Source organism: Streptomyces sp. NPDC102270 (assembly GCF_044766405.1).
Classification (GTDB): domain Bacteria; phylum Actinomycetota; class Actinomycetes; order Streptomycetales; family Streptomycetaceae; genus Streptomyces.
In genome coordinates this window covers 292444-312735 of sequence record NZ_JBIWLX010000002.1, presented here as the reverse complement: position 1 = coordinate 312735, position 20292 = coordinate 292444, and the positions used below count along the sequence as shown (strand labels likewise).

Genomic DNA, 20292 nt, shown 5'->3' with positions numbered 1-20292 from the left:
CGCGGCGAGCGTGCGTGCCAGGCGTCGCGCGCCCAGCCGGGGATGTGACGCAGGCTCTGCGCGCTGGAGCAACCATAGGCGCAGGGCTCAGGCGGACTTGACGCGGAGTCGGGTACGAACGCGGACGAGCGTTCGATCTCGCCGCGCGAAGCGTCAAGAAATCGTCAAGAGTTAGGTAAGGTAACGAAGTACTTGGATGCGCTGCTCCACCGCTTCGTGTCCTATGTACGTGAGCTCACACGCGCGTGATGCGGTGAGCCAGGGAAGGGAACGGCCGCTGACTGTCCACCACCTCAACCAGCTCCTGTTCGTCTGCTCGCTCGTCCTGCTCGTCGCCGTGGCAGCGGTCCGGATCTCCTCGCGCAGCGGGCTCCCCAGCCTGCTCGTCTACCTGGGGATCGGCATCGCCATGGGCCAGGACGGCATCGGCGACATCCACTTCGACAACGCCGAGCTGACCCAGGTCATCGGGTACGCGGCCCTGGTCGTGATCCTGGCCGAGGGCGGACTCGGCACGAAGTGGAAGGAGATCAAACCGGCCCTGCCGGCCGCCACCGCGCTGGCGCTGGGCGGGGTCGCGGTGAGCGTCGGGGTCACGGCGACGGCCGCGCACTACCTGATCGGCCTCGAATGGCGCCAGGCGCTCATCATCGGGGCGGTCGTCTCCTCGACGGACGCGGCGGCGGTCTTCTCGGTCCTGCGCAGGATCCCGCTGCCCGCGCGCGTGACGGGCACGCTGGAGGCCGAGTCCGGCTTCAACGACGCCCCCGTGGTCATCCTGGTGGTCGCCTTCTCCCAGACCGGTCCGGTCGAGCACTGGTACACGCTGCTCGCCGAGATAACGCTGGAGCTGGCCATCGGCGCCGCCATCGGCATCGCGGTGGGCTGGCTGGGCTCCTGGGGCCTGCGGCACGTCGCCCTGCCCGCCTCCGGCCTCTATCCGATCGCGGTCATGGCGATCGCGGTCACCGCGTACGCGGCGGGCGCGCTGGCGCACGGCAGCGGGTTCCTCGCGGTCTATCTCGCCGCCATGGCGATGGGCAACGCCAAGCTGCCGCACTGGCCCGCCACCCGCGGCTTCGCGGACGGGCTCGGCTGGATCGCCCAGATCGGCATGTTCGTCCTGCTCGGCCTGCTCGTCACCCCGCACGAGCTGGGCGACGACGTACTGCCCGGGCTCGTCATAGGGCTGGTGCTGACCATGGTGGCGCGACCGCTGAGCGTCTTCCTGTGCCTGACGCCGTTCCGGGTGCCGTGGCAGGAGCAGACGCTCATGTCCTGGGCCGGACTGCGCGGCGCCGTGCCCATCATCCTGGCGACGATCCCCATGGTGAGCGGTGTCGAGGGCAGCCGTCGCGTCTTCAACATCGTCTTCGTCCTGGTCGTCGTCTACACCCTCGTCCAGGGCCCGACACTGCCCTGGCTGGCGCGCACACTGCGGCTGGGCGGCGACTCCGACACCGCCGACCTCGGGATCGAGTCGGCGCCCCTGGAGCGGCTGCGCGGGCACCTGCTGTCCGTCGCGATCCCCGACGGGTCCCGGATGCACGGCGTCGAGGTCAACGAGCTGCGGCTGCCGGCCGGGGCCGCGGTCACCCTCGTCGTCCGCGATGAAAAATCGTTCGTCCCGCTGCCCACGACCGTGCTGCGGCGCGGGGACGAACTGCTCGTGGTCGCCACCGACCCGGTCCGCGACGCCGCCGAACGACGGCTGCGCGCGGTCGGCCACGGCGGCAAGCTGGCCGACTGGCTGGGCACGGACGGCACCGACAGCGCACGTTAAGGGTGTGTTACGCGCCCCCTGTAGGATGGTGACCGACCCCTGATCGAACCAACTCTGCCTGACGCAGAGCTGGCGCGACCGTATGGCGGCCGAGACGTCCCTGAGAGCGGTCTTCGGCATCTACCGCAGTCCGCGCAAGAGGACAGCTCTCGGCGCCCTCCCTTGGGAAAGGGAGCCGCGCTACCAGGCGGCAGAAAGGCACGGGCCGTGGCATCCACGGTCACCTCCCCCCGCCCGGGATACGGACAGCTGCTGCGTACCCGCGGCGCCTGGACGTTCCTGCTCCCCGGCTTCGCGGCACGCCAGCCGTTCGCGATGCTCACCCTCTCCCTCGTGCTGCTCGTCCAGCACACCACCGGCTCCTACGGCGCGGCGGGCGCCGTCGCGGCCGTCACCGGTGTCGCCATGGCACTGTTCGCGCCCTACAGCGGCCGTCTCGCGGACCGCTACGGGCAGCGCGCCGTGCTGGTCCCCGGCGTCCTGGTGCACACCCTGGCGGGCCTGTCCCTGACGGCTCTCGCCCTCGCGCACGCGCCCTTGTGGGCGCTGTTCGTCGCGGCCGTGCCCACCGGCGCCTCGGTGCCGCAGATCGGGCCCATGGTGCGCGCCCGCTGGGGAGCCAAGCTCCAGGACTCCCCCCTGATGACCACGGCGGCCGCCTTCGAGTCCGTCACGGACGAGCTGACCTTCGTCTTCGGCCCGCTGCTGGCCACCGCTCTGTGCACCGCCGTCCACCCCGCCGCGGGGCTGCTGACGGAGGCGTCCCTGACGCTGCTGGGCGGCCTGCTGTTCGCCGCGCAGAAGAGCACGCAGCCCTCCGTCGTTCTCGGGGAGCACACGCGCGTGGAGCACACCCCGGCACTGCGCGTCCCCGGGGTGCGCGTCCTGATCGTGACCTTCCTGGGCATCGGGTCCGTCTTCGGCGGCATGCAGGTCTCCCTGGCCGCGTTCAGCGAGTCGATCGGCGAGCCCGGCCTGAACGGTGTCCTGTACGGCGTCTTCGCCGCGGGCAACATGCTCTCCGGCCTGGTCTGCGGTGCCATCGCCTGGAAGGTGGCCCCCCGGCGGCGCCTGGTCGTCGCCTACGGCGCCCTCGCGCTGACGGCCTCCGGCCTGTGGGCCGCGCACTCGGTGCTCGTCCTGGCCGGCCTCGGCCTCCTGGTCGGCATGTGCATCGCGCCCGCCCTGATCACCGGCTACACCCTGGTCGAGAACCTGGTCCCGGCCGGCGCCCGCACCGAGGCCTTCACCTGGCTGACCGGGGCGGTGGCGCTCGGCCAGGCGGCCGCCGTCACGATCGCCGGGCAGCTGGAGGACCGCTTCTGGGGCGGCGCCGGGTTCCTGGTGCCGATGGGCGGCACGCTGCTCGCCCTGGCGACCCTGGTGGCGCTGCGTTCACACCTCGCGACCCGGCCTCGCGGGCGGACGGTCGCACGTGGCATGGGTCACCGAGTGCCGGTGGCAGTGGACTGATCCCCGGGAATGCGTCACTATGGACCATCGTTAGCACTCATTGAGTGAGAGTGCCAGGAGGAAGACAGTGCCCACCTATCAGTACCAGTGCACCGAGTGCGGCGAGGGCCTCGAGGCGGTGCAGAAGTTCACCGACGACGCTCTGACCGAGTGCCCGAATTGCCAGGGCCGCCTCAAGAAGGTGTTCTCCGCGGTCGGCATCGTCTTCAAGGGCTCCGGCTTCTACCGCAACGACAGCCGCGGCTCCTCGTCGAGCAGCTCGCCGGCGTCGTCGCCCTCGAAGCCGTCGACGTCCACGTCGTCGTCCGAGTCGTCCTCGTCGTCTTCCTCGTCCTCCTCGGACACGAAGTCGTCGAGCTCGGGCACCTCGTCCAGCAGCAGCTCCGCCGCATAGCTCCCCCTTGTGAACCCTGCCGTCACGGGACGGCAGGGTTTTCGGCGTTGTCCGGGCCGGTCGCCGCGGGTTTTCGGGGCCGGATACTGTGCTGTTCATGGCGAACGCAGAGATCGGCGTAATCGGCGGCTCGGGCTTCTACTCGTTCCTCGAGGACGTGACCGAGGTCCAGGTGGACACCCCCTACGGTCCGCCCAGCGACTCCCTCTTCCTCGGCGAGGTCGCCGGCCGGCGGGTCGCCTTCCTGCCCCGGCACGGACGCGGCCACCATCTGCCGCCCCACCGGATCAACTACCGGGCCAATCTGTGGGCGCTCAGGTCGGTGGGGGCACGCCAGATCCTCGGGCCGTGCGCCGTGGGCGGGCTGCGTCCCGAGTACGGACCGGGCACCCTGCTGGTGCCGGACCAGCTGGTCGACCGTACGAAGTCCCGGGCGGGGACGTACTTCGACGGGCTGCCGCTGCCGGACGGGGCCGTGCCGAACGTGGTGCACGTGTCCCTGGCCGATCCGTACTGCCCCGCCGGACGGGCGGCCGCGCTGAAGGCTGCCCGCGGGCGGGACTGGGAGGCGGTGGACGGCGGCACGCTCGTCGTGATCGAGGGTCCGCGCTTCTCGACCCGCGCCGAATCGCTGTGGCACCAGGCGCAGGGCTGGTCGGTGGTGGGCATGACCGGTCACCCCGAGGCGTCCCTCGCCCGCGAACTGGAGCTCTGCTACACGTCGTTGACCCTGGTCACCGATCTCGACGCGGGCGCCGAGACCGGTGAGGGCGTCTCGCACGACGAGGTGCTGCGGGTGTTCGCGGCGAACGTGGACCGGCTGCGGGGTGTGCTGTTCGACGCGGTGGCGGCGCTGCCCGCCCAGGACGAGCGGGACTGCCTGTGCGTCGGCGCACTGGGCGGGATGGACCCCGGGTTCGAACTGCCCTAGCCGGCGCCCGGATTGAGGCGGAAGTCCTCGTTCGGGTGAGGAAGTTTTCCACAACCGGCAGGTAGTCCACCGGGCTCGGCGGGATTCGGCGCGAAGCCGCATCGTGGCAGGGCAAGCCGATGTCCCGTCGCTGGTGGTGGTCCACATGTCCTTCGCTCCCTCGCCCTCTCCCCTCCTTCCGTGCCCGCCCGGCACCGACGCTCCCCCGACCTGCGAGGTCCCGCACTTCGCGCCGGTCCGAGTAGGGCGCGGGCGGTATCGACTACGGCGACTCGTCCGCAGCCGCAGGCGTGCCGTGGCCCTCGGCCTGGCCGTCACCGCGGCCGCACTGGTGGCGGCGGGCCCGCGGGGCGGCGACGGGGCGCGGGGTCATCCGGCAGCCCAGCCCGTGCGCGAACACCGGGTCGTGGAGACGGTGTCGGCGCCGGTACGGATCGCCGACGGTGCGACGGTCCGGCTGTTGCGCCCCGGGGACCGGGTCGACGTCATCGCCGCCGAGGAGTCGGCGCTGGGCGGGGACGCCCGAGTGGTCGCCCGCGGCGCGCGGGTGACGAAGGTGCCGGAGCCGGCGGACGGTGTGAGCGAGGGCGGGGCGCTGATCGTGCTCTCGGTGCCGCGGTCCACGGCGGCTCGCCTCGCGGGCGCGAGCGCGACGGCACGGCTGGCGGTGACGTTGTGTTGAGCCGCCTTTTAGAGCTACCCCATGGGGCAGGCCCACCTCGCGTTGACGTAGGTTGCGGAGCTGTTTGTTCCACAACGTGCGCGTGCGAGAAGAGGCCTCTGGGTGAGCGAGAAGAAGCCGAGCGTCCTGGAGGGCTTCAAGGCCTTTCTGATGCGAGGGAACGTCATCGATCTGGCAGTCGCGGTGGTCATCGGCGCCGCCTTCACCAACATCGTCAACTCGGTGGTGAAGGGCGTGATCAACCCGCTGGTGGGGGCGATCGGCACGAAGAACCTCGACAGCTACAACTCGTGCCTCAAGGGCCCCTGCACGGGTACCGGCGACAGCGCGGAGGGTGTACGGATCCTGTGGGGCTCGGTCCTCGGCGCCACGCTCACGTTCGTGATCACCGCGGCCGTCGTCTACTTCCTGATGGTCCTGCCGATGTCGAAGTACCTGGCCCGGATGGAGGCCCGCCGGAAGGCGAAGGAGGGCACCCACGAGGTCATGGAGGTGACCGAGCTGGAGGTTCTCAAGGAGATCCGCGACGCCCTGGTCGCCCAGCGGGGCTCGGGCCACGAGGGTCACGACTGGCGCTAGCGATCCGGGTGGTGCGGCCCGATCACAGGTGGTGGGGCGGCTTCTCGTCGAGGAAGCGCTTCAGGTCGGCCGCGCTGTCGCTGTCGGTGCGCGGCCGGTCGCCCCAGCCTCGGTCGGTGTCGTCCGAGGACTGCTGGTCCAGCGGATCGTCGAAGACCAGCGCGGGCTTCGGCTCGCGGGGCTCGGGGCGGGGGGCGCTACTCATGGATCCAGGGTACGGCCCCGCCGGACGCACACCGTGGGAGCGGCCATCTGCTCTTCACGGCGTTGCCGGTGGTTCGGGTGGTGTGACCTCCTGGTCTCGGCGGGTCGAGGTGGTGCCTGGACGAGACTGGTCCCATGACAGTTGACGCTCTGACGGATGTCACCGGGGTACGGGTGGGGCACGCGACGCGTACCGGCGGCGGTTGGCTCACCGGCACCACCGTCGTGCTCGCCCCGGAGGGCGGGGCCGTCGCCGCGGTGGACGTGCGCGGCGGAGGTCCTGGCACCAAGGAGACCGACGCGCTCGACCCGCGCAACCTGGTGCAGAAGGTCGAGGCGATCGTGCTGACCGGGGGCAGCGCGTACGGGCTGGACGCGGCCTCCGGGGTGATGGCCTGGCTGGAGGAGCAGGGGCGGGGGGTGCGGGTCGGACCCGATCCCACGCATGTGGTGCCGGTCGTGCCTGCCGCGTGTGTCTTCGATCTCGGGCGGGGCGGCGACTTCCGGGCCCGGCCGGACGCGGCGACCGGGCGGGCCGCTGTCGAGGCCGCCGCGGCGAGTGCCTTCGGTGCGGAGGTGACGGAAGGGTGTGTGGGGGCGGGGACCGGAGCCGCGGTCGGGGCGATGAAGGGCGGGGTGGGGACGGCGAGTGTCGTGCTCCCCTCGGGGGTCACCGTGGCGGCGTTGGTGGTGGCCAACGCGGTGGGGGCGGTGTCGGATCCGGAGACGGGGGTTCTGTACGGGGAGTTGTTCGACGGGAGGGTGCGGTATCCGGAGCCGCGGGTGCACGAGGCGGCGCGACGGCGGCTCGCCGAGACCGCGGCGAGGAATGCGCCGCCCCCGCTGAACACCACGCTCGCGGTGGTGGCCACGGATGCGGAACTGTCGAAGGCGCAGGCCCAGAAGGTGGCGGGGACCGCGCACGACGGCATCGCGCGTGCCGTGCGGCCGGTGCACCTGCTGCACGACGGCGACACGGTGTTCGCCCTGGCCACGGGGGCGCGGCCGCTCGACGCCGTGGACCCGCTCGCGCTCAACGCGGTGCTCGCAGCGGGTGCGGATGTGGTGACGCGCGCGATTGTGCGGGCGGTGCGGGCGGCGGAGTCGGTGGAGGGGGTGGGCGGGGCGTGGCCGGCCTATCGGGAGCTGTACGGCGAGTGAAGCCTGGGGCTGTGTGTGCGGGTTCGGTGGGGGCGGGCGTTGTGCGTAGCGCCCCCAGGGGCGCGGGGAACTGCGCGACCAGCCCCCACCGGCCCGCACCCGACCGACAACCTCACCGCCCCCATTCTGATGGCATTCGTCTGGCATTCGTCGCGCTGGTAGGGAACCCGGGCGGGGACCGGGTCCCTCTTTCTTCACGGAGTGGAGCGGACAACGCATATCACACCAATCTGGAGCAGCCCGTGACAACGCCGGACATAGCAGCGCGGCGCGCACTGGGGGCCTGTGCCGTCCTGATGGTCGGCACCCTCACCCTCACCGCGTGCGGAGGCGACTCCGACGGCAAGAGTGAAGGCAAGGGCGGCAAGGACCCCGCGAAGACCTCCGCGGCGCAGATCGTCATCTCCGCCAAGAACGGTTCGACGGGCGCGTCCATCAACTCGACCGGCGTGAAGGTCAGCGACGGCACGCTGACCGGCGTGAGGATGACGGTGGCCGGCTCGGGCCAGCAAGTGTCCGGGGAGATCGTCGCGGGCGGGAAGGGCTGGAAGCCCGAGGAGCAGCTGGAGCGGGGGACGAAGTACGAGATAGCCGCGACGGCCAAGGACTCGGACGGCAAGGCCGTGAGCGCGAAGTCCGTCTTCACGACCGTCTCCAAGGCGAACAGCTTCGTCGGGACGTACACGCCGGACAACGGCACGACGGTCGGCGTGGGGATGCCGGTGTCGTTCACTTTCGACAAGGCGATCAGCGACAAGAAGGCCGTGCAGTCGCACATCGAGGTCAGCTCCAGCAGTGGGCAGCAGGTGGTCGGGCACTGGTTCGGGGCGCAGCGGCTCGACTTCCGGCCCGAGGAGTACTGGAAGGCCGGCTCCAAGGTCACGATGAAGATCGACCTGGACGGGGTCGAGGGCGCGGGCGGGGTCACCGGTGTGCAGGAGAAGACCGCCAGCTTCGCCGTGGGGCGCTCGCAAGTGTCCACCGTGGACGCGGACACGCAGACCATGAAGGTCGTGCGGGACGGGCGGACCGTCCAGTCGGTGCCGATCTCCACGGGCAGCCCGGAGTTCACCACGTACAACGGGCAGATGGTGATCTCCGAGAAGTACAAGAAGATTCGCATGGACAGCCGGACGGTCGCCCTCGCCAACGCGTACGACATCCCCGACGTCCCGGACGCGATGCGGCTGACGCAGTCGGGGACCTTCATCCACGGCAACTACTGGTACAACAAGGGGAATCCGCCCTTCGGGCGCACCGGCACCAGCCACGGCTGCGTCGGGTTGCGGGACGTCAAGGGCGGGCAGTCGGACACTCCGGCCAAGTGGTTCTACGACAACTCGCTGATCGGGGACGTGGTGATCGTGAAGAACTCCCCCGACAAGACGGTGGCGCCCGACAACGGGCTGAACGGCTGGAACATGCCGTGGGACGAGTGGGTCGCGGGCAGTGCCGTCGGCACCTCCTGATCGTCGCAAGCCCTGTCTGACCGGGGGTTTTTGACGGGTCGTCGGCCGCGTGGGAATTTCCCGCGTGGCCCGGTCGTTTTCCGGGCGTACGTTTTCTCGGTTCCCGGACATGATGTCCGACCGAGGGGCTACGGTATGCACCCACAAGGTGACATGCAGCAACGCCGGGAGAAGCCTTGAGCGTTCCGTACGAGACGGCAGCGTACGAACCACACGAGTCGCCCGAGTCTCCGGAGGAGCATCTCGCGCGGCTCCTCGGTCGTGCCCTGAACTCCTTCGAGCTGCCCGACGAGGCGATACGGCAGCTGGACTGCGCGCTGGCGTACGACAGTTCGCTGCACTCCGCGCACCACAGCGCGGGGCTGCACCGGGAGACGTACCGGCACACGTGGCTGCTCGCCGACGGCTCGGCGCTCACTCTGTGGGAGCTCGTCCACAACACCGCGCGGGACAGCGTTCCGCAGCACGAGGTCTACGTCGACGAGGAGGAGCTGCGTGCGGCGACCGCGCGGCTGCCCTTACCGCCCGACACCCCGGACTTCGAGCTCCCGGTGACGGTGCAGCTCTCGCCTGTGTACGGGCCGCGGCACGCCTACGTCCCGGACGATTCCGCGGACCACGCGCGCCGGCTGCTGCGCCGCGCCGAGAACACGGACCGGCCGGGCCCGGAGACGGCCGCGCGGCTGGCGGAGGCGTTCGCCCACCAGATCACGCAGGCGTTCGGGCGCCCGTGCCGGGCGGGGCGTGCCGGGCTGGGCTTCTCGCTGTACGAGCACGCGTTCCTGCTGCGCGACGGAGCGGAGATCTCCCTGTGGGAGGTCGAGCACACGGCGACACCCGACGGACGGCACATGTGCGAGGTGTACCTCACCGAGGACGCGGCCCGCGACGCCATGGAGCGGCGCGCGGCCCAGGTCTCCTGACCGGGCTCACACCCCGGGCGCGGCTACTCACGTAGGTCCTGGTTCCGGCGCCCGTGTCAGCGGCCGCCGCCGAGTTGTCGTACCAGACCCGCGAACGCGTCCTCCTCCGCCGGGGTCAGCTCGACGCACTCGCGTCCGGGGGCGGCCCGTCGTTGGTGGGGCAGGGCCGGCAGACCGCGTCCGTAGTGCCACGGCACGGTCTTGTAGCGACCGCGGCGCAGCATGAAGGCCAGCCCGATCCCCCAGGCGACGGTCACCAGGACGAGCAGGGTCATACCAAGCAACTGGTAGACGGAATGGTGCTCAGGCATGCGTTCCAGTAGACACCACGGTCCGGGATTTCTGCCCCGGACCGTGACGTATCTCGCAGGTGCCGTGAACGACTCACAGCCGCCCCAAAGGGGCACGGTTCACGCGGCGACCGGCTGCTTCGGCTCGGTCGCCGGGGTGCCGGTGGCATCGGTCGCCGCGGCGGCCGCGGTCCCCGGCGCCGGCTTGCGCATGCTCTTCAGGACGACCACCAGGGCGGTCGTGACGCACACGCCCGCCGCGATGGCGATCAGGTAGAGGAACGGGCTGCCGATCAGCGGGACCACGAAGATACCGCCGTGCGGGGCGCGCAGGGTGGCGCCGAAGGCCATCGACAGGGCGCCGGTGACGGCGCCGCCCGCCATCGAGGCCGGGATGACGCGCAGCGGGTCGGCCGCCGCGAACGGGATCGCGCCCTCGGAGATGAAGGACGCGCCAAGGACCCAGGCGGCCTTGCCGTTCTCGCGCTCGGTCTCGGTGAAGAGCTTCTTGCGGACGGTGGTCGCGAGCGCCATGCCCAGCGGTGGGACCATGCCCGCGGCCATCACGGCGGCCATGACCTTCATCGCGGAGTCGCTCGGGCTCTGCACGGCGATTCCGGCGGTGGCGAAGGCGTACGCGACCTTGTTGACCGGGCCGCCGAGGTCGAAGCACATCATCAGGCCGAGGAGGACACCGAGCAGGATCGCGTTGGTGCCGGAGAGGCCGTTGAGCCAGTTCGTCATGCCCTTCTGGGCCTCGGCGATGGGCTTGCCGATCACCACGAACATCAGGAAGCCGACGATGAGCGAGGAGATCAGCGGGATCACCACCACCGGCATGATGCCGCGCAGCACCGGTGGAATCTTGATCCGCTGGATCGCGAGGACCACACCACCCGCCAGCAGACCGGCGACCAGACCGCCGAGGAAGCCCGCGGCGATGTTGGAGGCGATCATTCCGCCGACGAAGCCGGGGACGAGACCGGGGCGGTCCGCCATGCCGTACGCGATGTATCCGGCGAGGACCGGGATGAGGAAGCCGAAGGCGACCTGGCCGATCTGGAACAGCAGGGCGCCCCAGCTGTCGATCTCGGTCCAGGAGAAGTGCTTCATGACCGAGGGCGCGCTCGCGATCTGCCAGCCGCCGATCGCGAACCCGAGGGCGAGCAGCAGACCGCCCGCGGCGACGAACGGGACCATGTAACTCACGCCGGTCATCAGCCACTTGCGGAGCTTGGTGCCGTAGCCGTCGCCGGGCTCGCCGGCCCGCTCGACAGGCGTCCCCGCGCCCGCGGCGCCCGCCGTCACCTCACCGCGCGCGGCTTTGGCGCGTACTTCGGTGATGAGTTCCGCGGGCCGGTTGATTCCCGCCTTCACGCCGACGTCGACGGTGGGCTTGCCGGCGAAGCGGTCCTTGTCGCGTACGGGGACGTCGTGCGCGAAGATCACGCCGTCCGCCGCCGCGATGACGGCCGGGTCGAGCCGGTCGAAGCCGGCCGAGCCCTGGGTCTCGACGACGAGTTCGACGCCCGCCTCGCGGCCGGCGTTCTCCAGGGACTCGGCCGCCATGTAGGTGTGGGCGATACCGGTCGGGCAGGAGGTGACGGCGACGATCCGGAAGGGGTGCGTGTCGTCGGCGCTCGGTGGGGTGGTGGCCGTTGCGGCATCGGCGGAGGCCGCCGCCGATGCCGCAACGGAGTCTTCGCCGGCGTCCGGCGCCGGCGGCTCGTCCCCGCGGATCAGCACGGCCGCGCTCTCCGCGTTGTCCGCGACCCGCAGCGCGTCCGTGAACTCGGTGTTCATCAGCTGCCGCGCGAGGGAGGAGAGGATCGTCAGGTGGGCGTCGTCCGCGCCGGCCGGTGCGGCGATCAGGAAGATCAGGTCGGCGGGTCCGTCCGTGGCGCCGAAGTCGATCCCGGAGGAGCTGCGCCCGAAGGCGAGCGTCGGCTCGGTGACGTGTTCGCTGCGGCAGTGCGGGATGCCGATGCCGCCGTCGAGGCCGGTCGGCATCTGGGCCTCGCGGGCGGCCACGTCGGCGAGGAAGCCCTCCAGGTCGGTCACCCGGCCCAGGGCGACCATGCGCTCGGCGAGGGCACGGGCCGCCGCTTCCTTGGTATCGGCGGACAGGTCGAGATCGACCAGGTCCGCGGTGATCATGTCGCTCATCGCGGGCTCCTTCGCACGCGTATCGCCCGGGGAGTGGGGTGGGCGGTGGGGAGGGGGACGGGGGTGCAGCGGTGTGGGGTCTCGGGGGTGGTGGCCGTACGGTTCGGCACGGCGTGGTTCCTCGCCGTACGGTTCGCCACCGTCGGGGAAGGCATCGGGCCGGTCATGTCACCGGCTCCGTCAGCACGCGGTCCACCGGCACCTCGGCCGTGACCGTCACCGCTGCCGGGTCCAGGTCGTCCGGTGTCGGCATGACGCTGCCGGGCAGCTGAACGGCCGCCGCGCCGTGCGCGACCGCGGAGGCGAGGGCCCCGGGGCCGCTGCCGCCGGCGATCAGGAACCCGGCCAGGGACGAGTCGCCGGCGCCGACATTGCTGCGTACGGCGTCCACGCGCGCGCTGCCGAACCAGGCACCGGAGCCGTCCACGAGCAGCTGCCCGTCGGCGCCCAGGCTCGCGAGCACCGCCCGCGCACCCATCTCCCGCAGCTCCTCGGCCGCCTTCACCGCGTCACCCACCGTCGACAGGGGGCGTCCGACGGCCTCCGCCAGCTCATCGGCGTTCGGCTTGACCACGTCGGGCCGTTCGCGCAGCGCCTCCAGGAGCGCGCGCCCCGAGGTGTCCAGGGCGATCCGAGCGCCTCCGGCGTGCGCCCGCGCGACCACCTCGGCGTACCAGGAGGGCGCGAGCCCCCGGGGCAGGCTTCCGCAGCACGCGATCCACGAGGCGTCACGCGACTGCGTGCGGACCGTCTCCAGCAGCAACTCCTGCTCGGCTGCGGACAGTTCGGGACCCGGCGCGTTGATCTTCGTGAGCACCCCGTCCGACTCGGCGAGCGCGATGTTCGACCGGGTCGCTCCGGCGACCGGGACCGGTGCGACCTCGATGCCCTGCGCGTCGAGCAGGTCGGCGACGAGGGCCCCCGGCGCCCCGCCCAGGGGCAGGACCGCGACCGTGCGCCGTCCGGCGGCCGCGACGGCACGTGAGACGTTGACGCCCTTGCCGCCGGGGTCCATGCGTTCACCGGTGGCGCGGATGACCTCGCCGCGCTCCAGGGACGGGACCTCGTACGTACGGTCCAGGGACGGGTTCGGGGTGACGGTGAGGATCATGCGCACTCGTTTCTAAACACACAGCACTTCCGTGCCGCCGCGCTCGATCACGGCGGCGTCGTCGGGGCTCAGCCCGCTGTCGGTGATCAGCAGGTCCACATCGCTCAGGTCACCGAAGCGGGCGAAGTGCTCCTGGCCGTGCTTGGAGGAGTCGGCGAGCAGCACCACGCGGCGGGCGGCGCCGAGTGCAGCGCGCTTGACCGCGGCCTCGGCGAGGTCGGGGGTGGTGAGGCCGTGCTCGGCGGAGAAGCCATTGGCCGCCACGAAGAGGACATCGGCCCGGATCTCGCCGTACGCCCGCAGCGCCCAGGCGTCGACAGCGGCGCGCGTACGGTGCCGTACGCGCCCCCCGACCAGGTGGAGCTGGATGCCGGGGTGGTCCGCGAGGCGGGCCGCGATCGGCAGGCTGTGCGTGACGACGGTGAGCGAGGCCTCCAGCGGCACGGCGGCGGCCAGGCGGGCCACGGTCGTACCGGCGTCGAGGATCAGGGTGCCCTCGGCCGGCAGTTCGGCGAGGGCGGCCTTGGCGATGTGGTCCTTCTCGTCGGCCGCGGTCGTCTCGCGCTCGGCGAGGTCCGGCTCGAAGTCGAGGCGCCCGGCCGGGATGGCCCCGCCGTGCACCCGGCGCAGCAGGCCCGCGCGGTCGAGGGCCTTCAGGTCGCGCCGGATGGTCTCGGCGGTGACCTGGAACTCCTCGGCCAGCGAGACGACGTCCACCCGCCCGCCGTCACGGGCGAGCCGGAGGATCTCCTGCTGCCGTTCCGGTGCGTACATGTCCGCTCGCCTCCGACCGATGCCCGAACGTGTGGTTTCAGACGGGAGGCTACGCCCGGATTTCCGGAAAGTAAACAGGTTCGGATGCCATTCGGGCATGAACGGACTTTCACGGGCTTCCTGCGGACCTCCAGTTGTGTCCGGATACGGCACAGGGCCCGGTACCGCAGCCGGTACCGGGCCCCTCACCTCGGATGTCAGGAGACGAGTGCGGGCTCCTGCTCCGCCTGCACCGGAAGCTCGGCCGCCCCCTCCACGTGCTGCGCGGGCCGCTTCGGCAGCGCGAACATCAGCAGGAAGATGACGCCCATCACCGCCGCGACCCATCCGAGCGCGTGCTGGAAGGCGTCCACGAAGGCCGGGCCCACCTGCTCCGGCCGCAGGTCGTCGCCGATGACCCCGAAGAACACCACCGACACCAGCCCGAGCCCGAGCGCGTTGCCCATCTGCTGCACGGTGTTGATGAGTCCCGACGCCGAACCGGCGTGCTCGCGCGGCACCTCGGAGAGCACCGCGTCGGTGAGCGGGGCGACGATCAGGCCCATGCCGACCCCCATCACGACCAGCGGCAACGCCATCTGCCACGAGCTGATCGCCATGCCGTACCGCTCGGCCTCCCACAGGTAGAGGAGCACGCCCACCGCCATCAGCAGCGCACCGGCCTGGAGCACCCCGCGTCCGAACCGCGGCACGAGCACCTGCACGGACAGCCCCGCGGCCGTGGAGACGGCGAGCGAGAACGGCACCCCGGTCAGCCCGGCCCGCAGCGGGCTCCAGCCCAGCCCGGTCTGCATGTACAGCGTCCACACCAGGAAGAAGATGCCGAGCCCGACCCCGAACACCGTCTGCACGGCGATCCCGGCCGCGAAGCTCTTCACCCTGAACAGCGACAGCTCGACCAGCGGCGACCCGTCCCGCGCGGCCTTGCGCCTCTCGTACGCCACCAGCGCCGCGAACACGAGGGGTGCGCCGGCCATCGACACGTACCCCCACACCGGCCAGTCCAGCTCCTCGCCGCGGGTCAGCGGGTAGAGCAGCATCAGCAGCCCGAGCACGACCATGGCCACGCCCACCAGGTCCAGCTTCAGCGCCCGCGGGGCCTTGGACTCGGTGATGAAACGGCTCCCGAGCACCAGCCCCATGATCCCGACCGGCAGGTTGATGAGGAAGATCGGCCGCCACTCCAGCCCGAAGAGGTTCCACTCGGTCAGCAGCGCCCCGAGCAGCGGACCGGACACGGCCCCCAGCCCGACGACCGCGCCGAACAGCCCGAACACCTTGCCGCGCTCGTGCGCGGGGAAGGTCGCGTGCACGATCGACAGGACCTGCGGCACCATCATCGCCGCCATGCCGCCCTGCAGGATCCGGGCCGCGACCAGCATCTCCGGGTTCGCGGCGAAGCCGCACAGCGCCGACGCGAGCGTGAACCCGCCGATACCGACGAGGAACAGCCGCTTGCGCCCGTGGATGTCACCGAGCCGCCCTCCGGTGATCAGTCCCGCGGCGAAGGCCAGGGCGTAACCGGCGGTGATCCACTGGATCTGGCTGACGGAGGCGCCGGCGTCCTGCCGGATGGACGGGATGGCGATGTTGACGATCGTGACGTCGACGAGGTCCATGAAGGCCGCGGTCATCACGATGGCGAGGGCGAACCAGCGGCGCCGGTCGCCCGCGGCGGGCCGCGGAGCGGTGGATGTGGTCTCGGTGGAGGTCATGCAGTGAAGCTACGACCCCATTAGGTCAGATCGTGTCCTACTTCTACGGCATTCTCGAACTCATGACGACGGACACCCCCGCACGGCTCCTGACGCTCCTCTCCCTCCTCCAGACGCCCCGCGAATGGCCCGGCGGCGAGCTCGCCGGCCGGCTCGGGGTCTCCCGCCGCACGGTCCGGCGGGACATCGACCGCCTGCGCGAACTGGGCTACCCCGTCGAGGCGTCCAAGGGCTCGGACGGCGGCTACCGGCTGGTCGCGGGCAAGGCCATGCCCCCGCTCGTCCTCGACGACGAGGAGGCGGTGGCCATCGCGGTCGGGCTGCGGGCGGGGGCGGGGCACGCGGTCGAGGGGATGGAGGAGGCGTCCGTACGGGCGCTGGCGAAACTCGAACAGGTCCTGCCGTCCCGCCTGCGGCACCGCGTGTCCACGCTGCAGGCCGCGACGACTCCGCTGACCAGCGGGGACGGGGCGAGCATCGCGACCGAGACCCTGACGGTGATGGCGTCCACGGTGGCCGGACACGAACGGCTGCGGTTCGCCTACCGCGCCAAGGACGGCGCCGAGTCCCGACGCGTCGTGGAGCCGTACCGTCTGGTCTCCACCGGGCGCCGCTGGTACCTGGTCGCCTACGACCTCGACCGCGGCGACTGGCGGACCTTCCGGGTCGACCGGGTGAAGGACCCCTTCGCCACGGGGGCGCGGTTCGCTCCGCGGGAGTTGCCGACGGGAGGCGCGGCGGAGTACCTGCGGCAGTCGATGTACCACCGCCAGGAGACCTACGAACTGGTCGTGACGTTCGAGGGCGACGCGTCCGTGGTGGGGGCCCGGGTGCCGGCGTGGATGGGGGTGCCGGAGCCGGTGGGCGAGGGACGGTGCCGGCTGCGGACGACCGTCGGGGACGCGGTGGACTGGATGGCGGTGCGGCTGGCCATGACCGGAGTCGAGTTCGTGGTGGAGGAGCCCGTGGAACTGGCGGCCGCGGTGCGGGAGTTGGGGGGACGGTTGGTCCGGGCGGCAGAGGGGTGGAAGAATCTGCCGTCCGGTGGGTCACCCCGTGGTTCAGGTACGGGGTGACCCACCGTTCCGCTGTGCCGGGGCATGCGAAGACGGGCGTGAGCAGGCGGGGCATGAAAAAGAGCCGGACCCCGGCGCCCGGGGGGAGGGGCGCCGAGATCCGGCTCGGGGAGAGTCCCGGCGCCGGGGGGGATTGCGACGGGACTTGGTTCGGGAGGGTCCGAAGGCTTGGTCTCCGGGCCCGAACACCTGGACCCTGAAGTCTTGTTCCCTGGGGCCCGCCGGTTAAGCGGCCTAGTACAGCCATGTTTACGCGGTCTTTCGCCACCCGGCGTACGCGGGCACACCCCGCCTACGCCGCCGCGTCGAACCCGGTGGACCGCGCCAGCTTCTTCAGCTCCAGCAGGGCATGCTTCTCGATCTGCCGGATCCGCTCGCGGGTGAGCCCGTGCTCCTTGCCGACCTCGGTCAGCGTGCGCTCGCGCCCGTCCTCGATGCCGTACCGCATCTTGATGATGGAAGCGGTGCGCTGGTCGAGGCGGCCGATGAGGTCGTCCAGTTCCTCGCTGCGCAGCAGCGTCAGCACCGACTGCTCCGGCGAGACCGCGGAGGTGTCCTCCAGGAGGTCACCGAACTGGGTGTCGCCGTTGTCGTCCACCGACATGTTCAGCGAGACCGGGTCGCGGGCCCAGTCCAGGACGTCGATCACGCGCTCGGGGTTCGAGCCGAGCTCGGCGGCGACCTCCGCGGGCTCCGGGTCGCGGCCGTGCTCGCGGTTGAACTCGCGCTGCACACGGCGGATGCGGCCCAGCTCCTCCACGAGGTGGACGGGCAGCCGGATGGTGCGGGACTGGTCGGCGATGGAGCGGGTGATGGCCTGACGGATCCACCAGGTCGCGTACGTCGAGAACTTGAAGCCCTTGCGGTAGTCGAACTTCTCGACCGCGCGCACCAGGCCGGCGTTGCCCTCCTGGATCAGGTCGAGCAGGGGCAGTCCGCTGCGGGGGTAGCGGCGGGCCACGGCCACGACCAGGCGGAGGTTGGAGCGGATGAACACGTCCTTGGCACGCTCACCCTCCTCCACCAGGGCTTCCAGCTCCTCGCGGGTGGCGTCCGCCTTGGCTTCCTCGTATCCGTCGAGGACCTGCCGGGCGAACACACCCGCCTCGATGATCTGGGACAGCTCGACTTCCTTGGCGGCGTCGAGCAGCGGCGTACGCGCGATCTCGTCGAGGTACATGCCGACCAGGTCGCGGTCGGCGATCTCGCCGCCATGGACGCGAACACTGCGTGCCGCGTCGGTAGACCCGCCGGTGGCGGACTTACGACGGGCGACGGCACGGGTTGCCATGCGTGCTCCCTTGCGATGTTGGGTCAGCGGGTGGTCCGTCGGACGCTGGGTCCCGGTTCCGGTTGCTTTCCGGACTCTCCTCGGGTGCCCTGCATCCGATGGAAACAACGACTGGAAACCGGACAGAATTCCCAAGCCGTGCCGCTATTTTTCTGATCTTGCAGTACCCTGTCCGGCCACATGAGGAGGAGCGATGCCGTCGGAACGTACGGAGGTGCAGGTCAGGCCGGGAGTCGAAAGCGACCTCGGGGCCCTCACCGACCTCTACAACCACTACGTTCGTGAGACGCCGATCACATTCGACACCGCCGTCTTCACCCCGGAGGAGCGCCGCCCCTGGCTGCTCTCCCACCCTGAAGACGGCCCGTACCGCCTGAAGGTTGCCACCGACACGGACCCGACAGGAACCTCACAGCGGATCCTCGGGTATGCCACGTCCAGCCCGTTCCGCGCGAAGCCCGCGTACGCGACCTCCGTGGAGGTCACCGTCTACGTCGCCCCGGACGCGGGCGGCCGGGGCATCGGCACCCTCCTCTACAAGGCCCTCTTCGAGGCCCTGGCCGGCGAGGACGTGCACCGCGCCTACGCGGGCATCGCACAGCCCAACGAAGCGTCCACGCGGCTGCATGAACGCTTCGGTTTCCGGCACGTCGGCACGTACCGGGAAGTGGGCAGGAAGTTCGGCCGCTACTGGGACGTGGCCTGGTACGAGAAGGGCCTGTAGGTCCCGCGGGAGAGTGTCAGCCGAACTGCACGGACCGCTTGGCCATCCCCATCCAGAACCCGTCGATGACGGACCTCTGCGCGTCCAGCTCGCCGCTCACGTCCGCCGCGCCCATCGTCACGAACAGGGGGGCGAAGTGCTCGGTGCGCGGGTGGGCGTAGCGCCCGGCCGGGGCCTTGTGCAGGAAGTCCAGCAGGGAGTCCACGTCCCGCGCCTCAAGGGCCCGCCGGCCCCAGTCGTCGAACTCCGAGGACCAGGTGGGCACTCCGCCACCGGTGTGGCGCAGGGCGGCGAGGTTGTGGGTGAAGAAACCGGAGCCGACGATCAGGACGCCCTCGTCGCGCAGCGGGGCGAGCTTGCGGCCGATCTCCATGAGCCGGACCGGGTCGAGGGTCGGCATGGAGATCTGGAGGACGGGGATGTCGGCCTCGGGGAACATCTCGACGAGGGGGACGTAGGCGCCGTGGTCCAGTCCGCGGTCCGGGATGTCCTGCACGGGGATGCCGGGGGCGCGCAGCAACTTGCGGATGGAGTCGGCGAGTTGGGGGGCGCCGGGGGCGTCGTACGTCACCTGGTAGTAGTGCTCGGGGAAGCCCCAGAAGTCGTAGACGAGCGGGACGGGCTGCACCGCGCCGAGGGCGAGGGGGGCCTCCTCCCAGTGGGCGGAGACCATGAGGATCGCCTTGGGGCGGGGCAGTTCCGCGGACCAGGCGGCGAGCTCACCGGGCCAGATGGGGTCGTCGGCGAGCGGCGGGGCGCCGTGGCTCAGATAGAGGGCGGGCATGCGCTCCAGCGTGGCGGCGGACATGGCGGGGGCTCCTCCGGTACTTCCGATGCGTCGAGTGCTTCACATGGGTCGGTGCTTCAAATTTAAAGCTTCTTCTGACATGACTGTACGCCTCACTTGTTTAAGATTCAAGGAGAGAGCTCGTAGAGTGGGAAACATGAACACGGCATCCGTCCCCGACGAGGAGCCCCAGTGGCTCGACGACGAAGAGCAGCGCATCTGGCGCTCGTACATCCACGCCACGACCCTTCTCGAGGATCACCTCGACCGCCAGCTGCAGCGGGACGCGGGCATGCCACACATCTACTACGGCCTGCTCGTCGGCCTCGCCGAGGCCCCGCAGCGGCGGCTGCGGATGACCGAGCTGGCCATGAAGGCGAAGATCACCCGGTCCCGGCTCTCGCACGCCATCGCCCGGCTGGAGCGCAACGGCTGGGTGCGCCGGGAGGACTGCCCGGACGACAGGCGCGGCCAGTTCGCGGTGCTCACCGACCCGGGCCTGGAGATGCTGCGGGGCGCCGCGCCGGGCCATGTGCGGGCCGTACGCAACGCCGTCTTCGACCGGCTCACCCCGGAACAGCAGAAGTCCCTCGGCGAGATCATGCAGATCGTCGCCGAGGGACTCCAGCCGAACGAGGCCGGCGCGGATCTGCCCTGGCTCCGCTGAGCCGCTCACTCAGCTGGGCCAGGGCAGTTCCTGGGTCGTACGTACGGGGCGTCCCCTTCCCCGTACGTACGTGGTTCTCGAAGGGGTACGAC

20 protein-coding genes are annotated in these 20292 nt (G+C 71.0%); 12 read left to right on the top strand and 8 right to left on the bottom strand.

Features of this window, described 5'->3' with window-relative positions:
- Positions 1-223: 223 nt before the first annotated feature.
- The 6 genes from ACIRP7_RS04325 (at position 224) to mscL (ending at position 5842) form a co-directional block, all read left to right on the top strand.
- Positions 224-1783 (top strand): potassium/proton antiporter, encoded by a 1560-nt coding sequence (locus ACIRP7_RS04325; RefSeq protein ID WP_403653739.1) that lies wholly within the window; start codon positions 224-226, stop codon positions 1781-1783.
- Positions 1784-1990: 207 nt separating this feature from the next.
- Positions 1991-3256, top strand: a complete 1266-nt coding sequence (locus tag ACIRP7_RS04320; protein WP_403653737.1) for an MFS transporter — start codon at positions 1991-1993, stop codon at positions 3254-3256.
- Positions 3257-3323: 67 nt separating this feature from the next.
- A complete protein-coding gene (locus tag ACIRP7_RS04315) occupies positions 3324-3650 on the top strand; it encodes an FmdB family zinc ribbon protein (RefSeq protein ID WP_403653734.1) in 327 nt (108 codons plus the stop codon).
- 97 nt (positions 3651-3747) lie between these two features.
- The gene (locus ACIRP7_RS04310) at positions 3748-4581 is read left to right on the top strand and encodes an S-methyl-5'-thioadenosine phosphorylase (RefSeq protein ID WP_352388432.1); all 834 of its coding nucleotides are present in this window, start codon (positions 3748-3750) and stop codon (positions 4579-4581) included.
- 145 nt (positions 4582-4726) lie between these two features.
- Positions 4727-5263, top strand: coding sequence for a hypothetical protein (locus ACIRP7_RS04305; RefSeq protein ID WP_403654246.1), 537 nt, complete (start codon positions 4727-4729; stop codon positions 5261-5263).
- Positions 5264-5365: 102 nt separating this feature from the next.
- Entirely contained in the window at positions 5366-5842 is a 477-nt protein-coding gene (mscL, locus tag ACIRP7_RS04300) for a large conductance mechanosensitive channel protein MscL (protein ID WP_403653731.1), read from the top strand.
- A gap of 22 nt (positions 5843-5864) precedes the next feature.
- On the opposite strand, the gene ACIRP7_RS04295 is transcribed toward mscL, so the two are convergent.
- Entirely contained in the window at positions 5865-6047 is a 183-nt protein-coding gene (locus ACIRP7_RS04295; RefSeq protein WP_352388437.1) for a hypothetical protein, read from the bottom strand.
- Between the two features lie 134 nt (positions 6048-6181).
- Between ACIRP7_RS04295 and ACIRP7_RS04290 the strand changes: the two genes are divergently transcribed.
- The 3 genes from ACIRP7_RS04290 (at position 6182) to ACIRP7_RS04280 (ending at position 9599) form a co-directional block, all read left to right on the top strand.
- The gene (locus tag ACIRP7_RS04290) at positions 6182-7207 is read left to right on the top strand and encodes a P1 family peptidase (RefSeq protein ID WP_403653728.1); all 1026 of its coding nucleotides are present in this window, start codon (positions 6182-6184) and stop codon (positions 7205-7207) included.
- Positions 7208-7449: 242 nt separating this feature from the next.
- Entirely contained in the window at positions 7450-8676 is a 1227-nt protein-coding gene (locus tag ACIRP7_RS04285) for an Ig-like domain-containing protein (protein ID WP_403653725.1), read from the top strand.
- A gap of 176 nt (positions 8677-8852) precedes the next feature.
- Entirely contained in the window at positions 8853-9599 is a 747-nt protein-coding gene (locus ACIRP7_RS04280) for a DUF6227 family protein (protein WP_403653722.1), read from the top strand.
- 56 nt (positions 9600-9655) lie between these two features.
- Here the strand turns inward: ACIRP7_RS04280 and ACIRP7_RS04275 are convergent, their stop codons facing one another.
- The 5 genes from ACIRP7_RS04275 to ACIRP7_RS04255 form a co-directional block, all read right to left on the bottom strand.
- On the bottom strand, positions 9656-9910 hold the full coding sequence (locus ACIRP7_RS04275; protein WP_352388445.1) for a hypothetical protein: 255 nt from the start codon (positions 9908-9910) through the stop codon (positions 9656-9658).
- A 99-nt stretch (positions 9911-10009) separates the two neighbouring features.
- A complete protein-coding gene (locus tag ACIRP7_RS04270) occupies positions 10010-12055 on the bottom strand; it encodes a fructose-specific PTS transporter subunit EIIC (RefSeq protein ID WP_403653719.1) in 2046 nt (681 codons plus the stop codon).
- Between the two features lie 163 nt (positions 12056-12218).
- Positions 12219-13166, bottom strand: a complete 948-nt coding sequence (gene pfkB / locus ACIRP7_RS04265) for a 1-phosphofructokinase (RefSeq protein WP_403653716.1) — start codon at positions 13164-13166, stop codon at positions 12219-12221.
- A 12-nt stretch (positions 13167-13178) separates the two neighbouring features.
- Positions 13179-13940, bottom strand: a complete 762-nt coding sequence (locus tag ACIRP7_RS04260; RefSeq protein WP_403653713.1) for a DeoR/GlpR family DNA-binding transcription regulator — start codon at positions 13938-13940, stop codon at positions 13179-13181.
- 197 nt (positions 13941-14137) lie between these two features.
- The gene (locus tag ACIRP7_RS04255; RefSeq protein ID WP_403653710.1) at positions 14138-15655 is read right to left on the bottom strand and encodes an MFS transporter; all 1518 of its coding nucleotides are present in this window, start codon (positions 15653-15655) and stop codon (positions 14138-14140) included.
- A gap of 62 nt (positions 15656-15717) precedes the next feature.
- Between ACIRP7_RS04255 and ACIRP7_RS04250 the strand changes: the two genes are divergently transcribed.
- Positions 15718-16731, top strand: a complete 1014-nt coding sequence (locus ACIRP7_RS04250; RefSeq protein ID WP_403654243.1) for a helix-turn-helix transcriptional regulator — start codon at positions 15718-15720, stop codon at positions 16729-16731.
- A 292-nt stretch (positions 16732-17023) separates the two neighbouring features.
- On the opposite strand, the gene ACIRP7_RS04245 is transcribed toward ACIRP7_RS04250, so the two are convergent.
- Positions 17024-18022 (bottom strand): RNA polymerase sigma factor RpoD/SigA, encoded by a 999-nt coding sequence (locus tag ACIRP7_RS04245; protein WP_403653707.1) that lies wholly within the window; start codon positions 18020-18022, stop codon positions 17024-17026.
- Between the two features lie 193 nt (positions 18023-18215).
- Between ACIRP7_RS04245 and ACIRP7_RS04240 the strand changes: the two genes are divergently transcribed.
- Positions 18216-18746, top strand: a complete 531-nt coding sequence (locus tag ACIRP7_RS04240) for a GNAT family N-acetyltransferase (RefSeq protein WP_403653704.1) — start codon at positions 18216-18218, stop codon at positions 18744-18746.
- Between the two features lie 16 nt (positions 18747-18762).
- On the opposite strand, the gene ACIRP7_RS04235 is transcribed toward ACIRP7_RS04240, so the two are convergent.
- Complete coding sequence (locus ACIRP7_RS04235; RefSeq protein ID WP_403653701.1) at positions 18763-19554, bottom strand: dioxygenase; 792 nt, start codon at positions 19552-19554, stop codon at positions 18763-18765.
- A 136-nt stretch (positions 19555-19690) separates the two neighbouring features.
- Here ACIRP7_RS04235 and ACIRP7_RS04230 point away from each other — a divergent pair, with 136 nt between their 5' ends.
- Entirely contained in the window at positions 19691-20200 is a 510-nt protein-coding gene (locus tag ACIRP7_RS04230) for a MarR family winged helix-turn-helix transcriptional regulator (RefSeq protein WP_393603016.1), read from the top strand.
- Positions 20201-20292 lie beyond the last annotated feature (92 nt).

Excerpts from the sequence above, each read along its gene's own strand:
- ACIRP7_RS04325 (WP_403653739.1), top strand. The coding sequence starts at position 224 with ATGTACGTGAGCTCACACGCGCGTGATGCGGTGAGCCAGGGAAGGGAA.
- ACIRP7_RS04310 (WP_352388432.1), top strand. The coding sequence starts at position 3,748 with ATGGCGAACGCAGAGATCGGCGTAATCGGCGGCTCGGGCTTCTACTCG.
- ACIRP7_RS04305 (WP_403654246.1), top strand. The coding sequence starts at position 4,727 with ATGTCCTTCGCTCCCTCGCCCTCTCCCCTCCTTCCGTGCCCGCCCGGC.
- ACIRP7_RS04295 (WP_352388437.1), bottom strand. The coding sequence starts at position 6,047 with ATGAGTAGCGCCCCCCGCCCCGAGCCCCGCGAGCCGAAGCCCGCGCTG.
- ACIRP7_RS04290 (WP_403653728.1), top strand. The coding sequence starts at position 6,182 with ATGACAGTTGACGCTCTGACGGATGTCACCGGGGTACGGGTGGGGCAC.
- ACIRP7_RS04275 (WP_352388445.1), bottom strand. The coding sequence starts at position 9,910 with ATGCCTGAGCACCATTCCGTCTACCAGTTGCTTGGTATGACCCTGCTC.
- ACIRP7_RS04270 (WP_403653719.1), bottom strand. The coding sequence starts at position 12,055 with ATGAGCGACATGATCACCGCGGACCTGGTCGATCTCGACCTGTCCGCC.
- pfkB (WP_403653716.1), bottom strand. The coding sequence starts at position 13,166 with ATGATCCTCACCGTCACCCCGAACCCGTCCCTGGACCGTACGTACGAG.
- ACIRP7_RS04260 (WP_403653713.1), bottom strand. The coding sequence starts at position 13,940 with ATGTACGCACCGGAACGGCAGCAGGAGATCCTCCGGCTCGCCCGTGAC.
- ACIRP7_RS04255 (WP_403653710.1), bottom strand. The coding sequence starts at position 15,655 with ATGACCTCCACCGAGACCACATCCACCGCTCCGCGGCCCGCCGCGGGC.
- ACIRP7_RS04250 (WP_403654243.1), top strand. The coding sequence starts at position 15,718 with ATGACGACGGACACCCCCGCACGGCTCCTGACGCTCCTCTCCCTCCTC.
- ACIRP7_RS04245 (WP_403653707.1), bottom strand. The coding sequence starts at position 18,022 with ATGGCAACCCGTGCCGTCGCCCGTCGTAAGTCCGCCACCGGCGGGTCT.
- ACIRP7_RS04240 (WP_403653704.1), top strand. The coding sequence starts at position 18,216 with ATGCCGTCGGAACGTACGGAGGTGCAGGTCAGGCCGGGAGTCGAAAGC.
- ACIRP7_RS04235 (WP_403653701.1), bottom strand. The coding sequence starts at position 19,554 with ATGTCCGCCGCCACGCTGGAGCGCATGCCCGCCCTCTATCTGAGCCAC.
- ACIRP7_RS04230 (WP_393603016.1), top strand. The coding sequence starts at position 19,691 with ATGAACACGGCATCCGTCCCCGACGAGGAGCCCCAGTGGCTCGACGAC.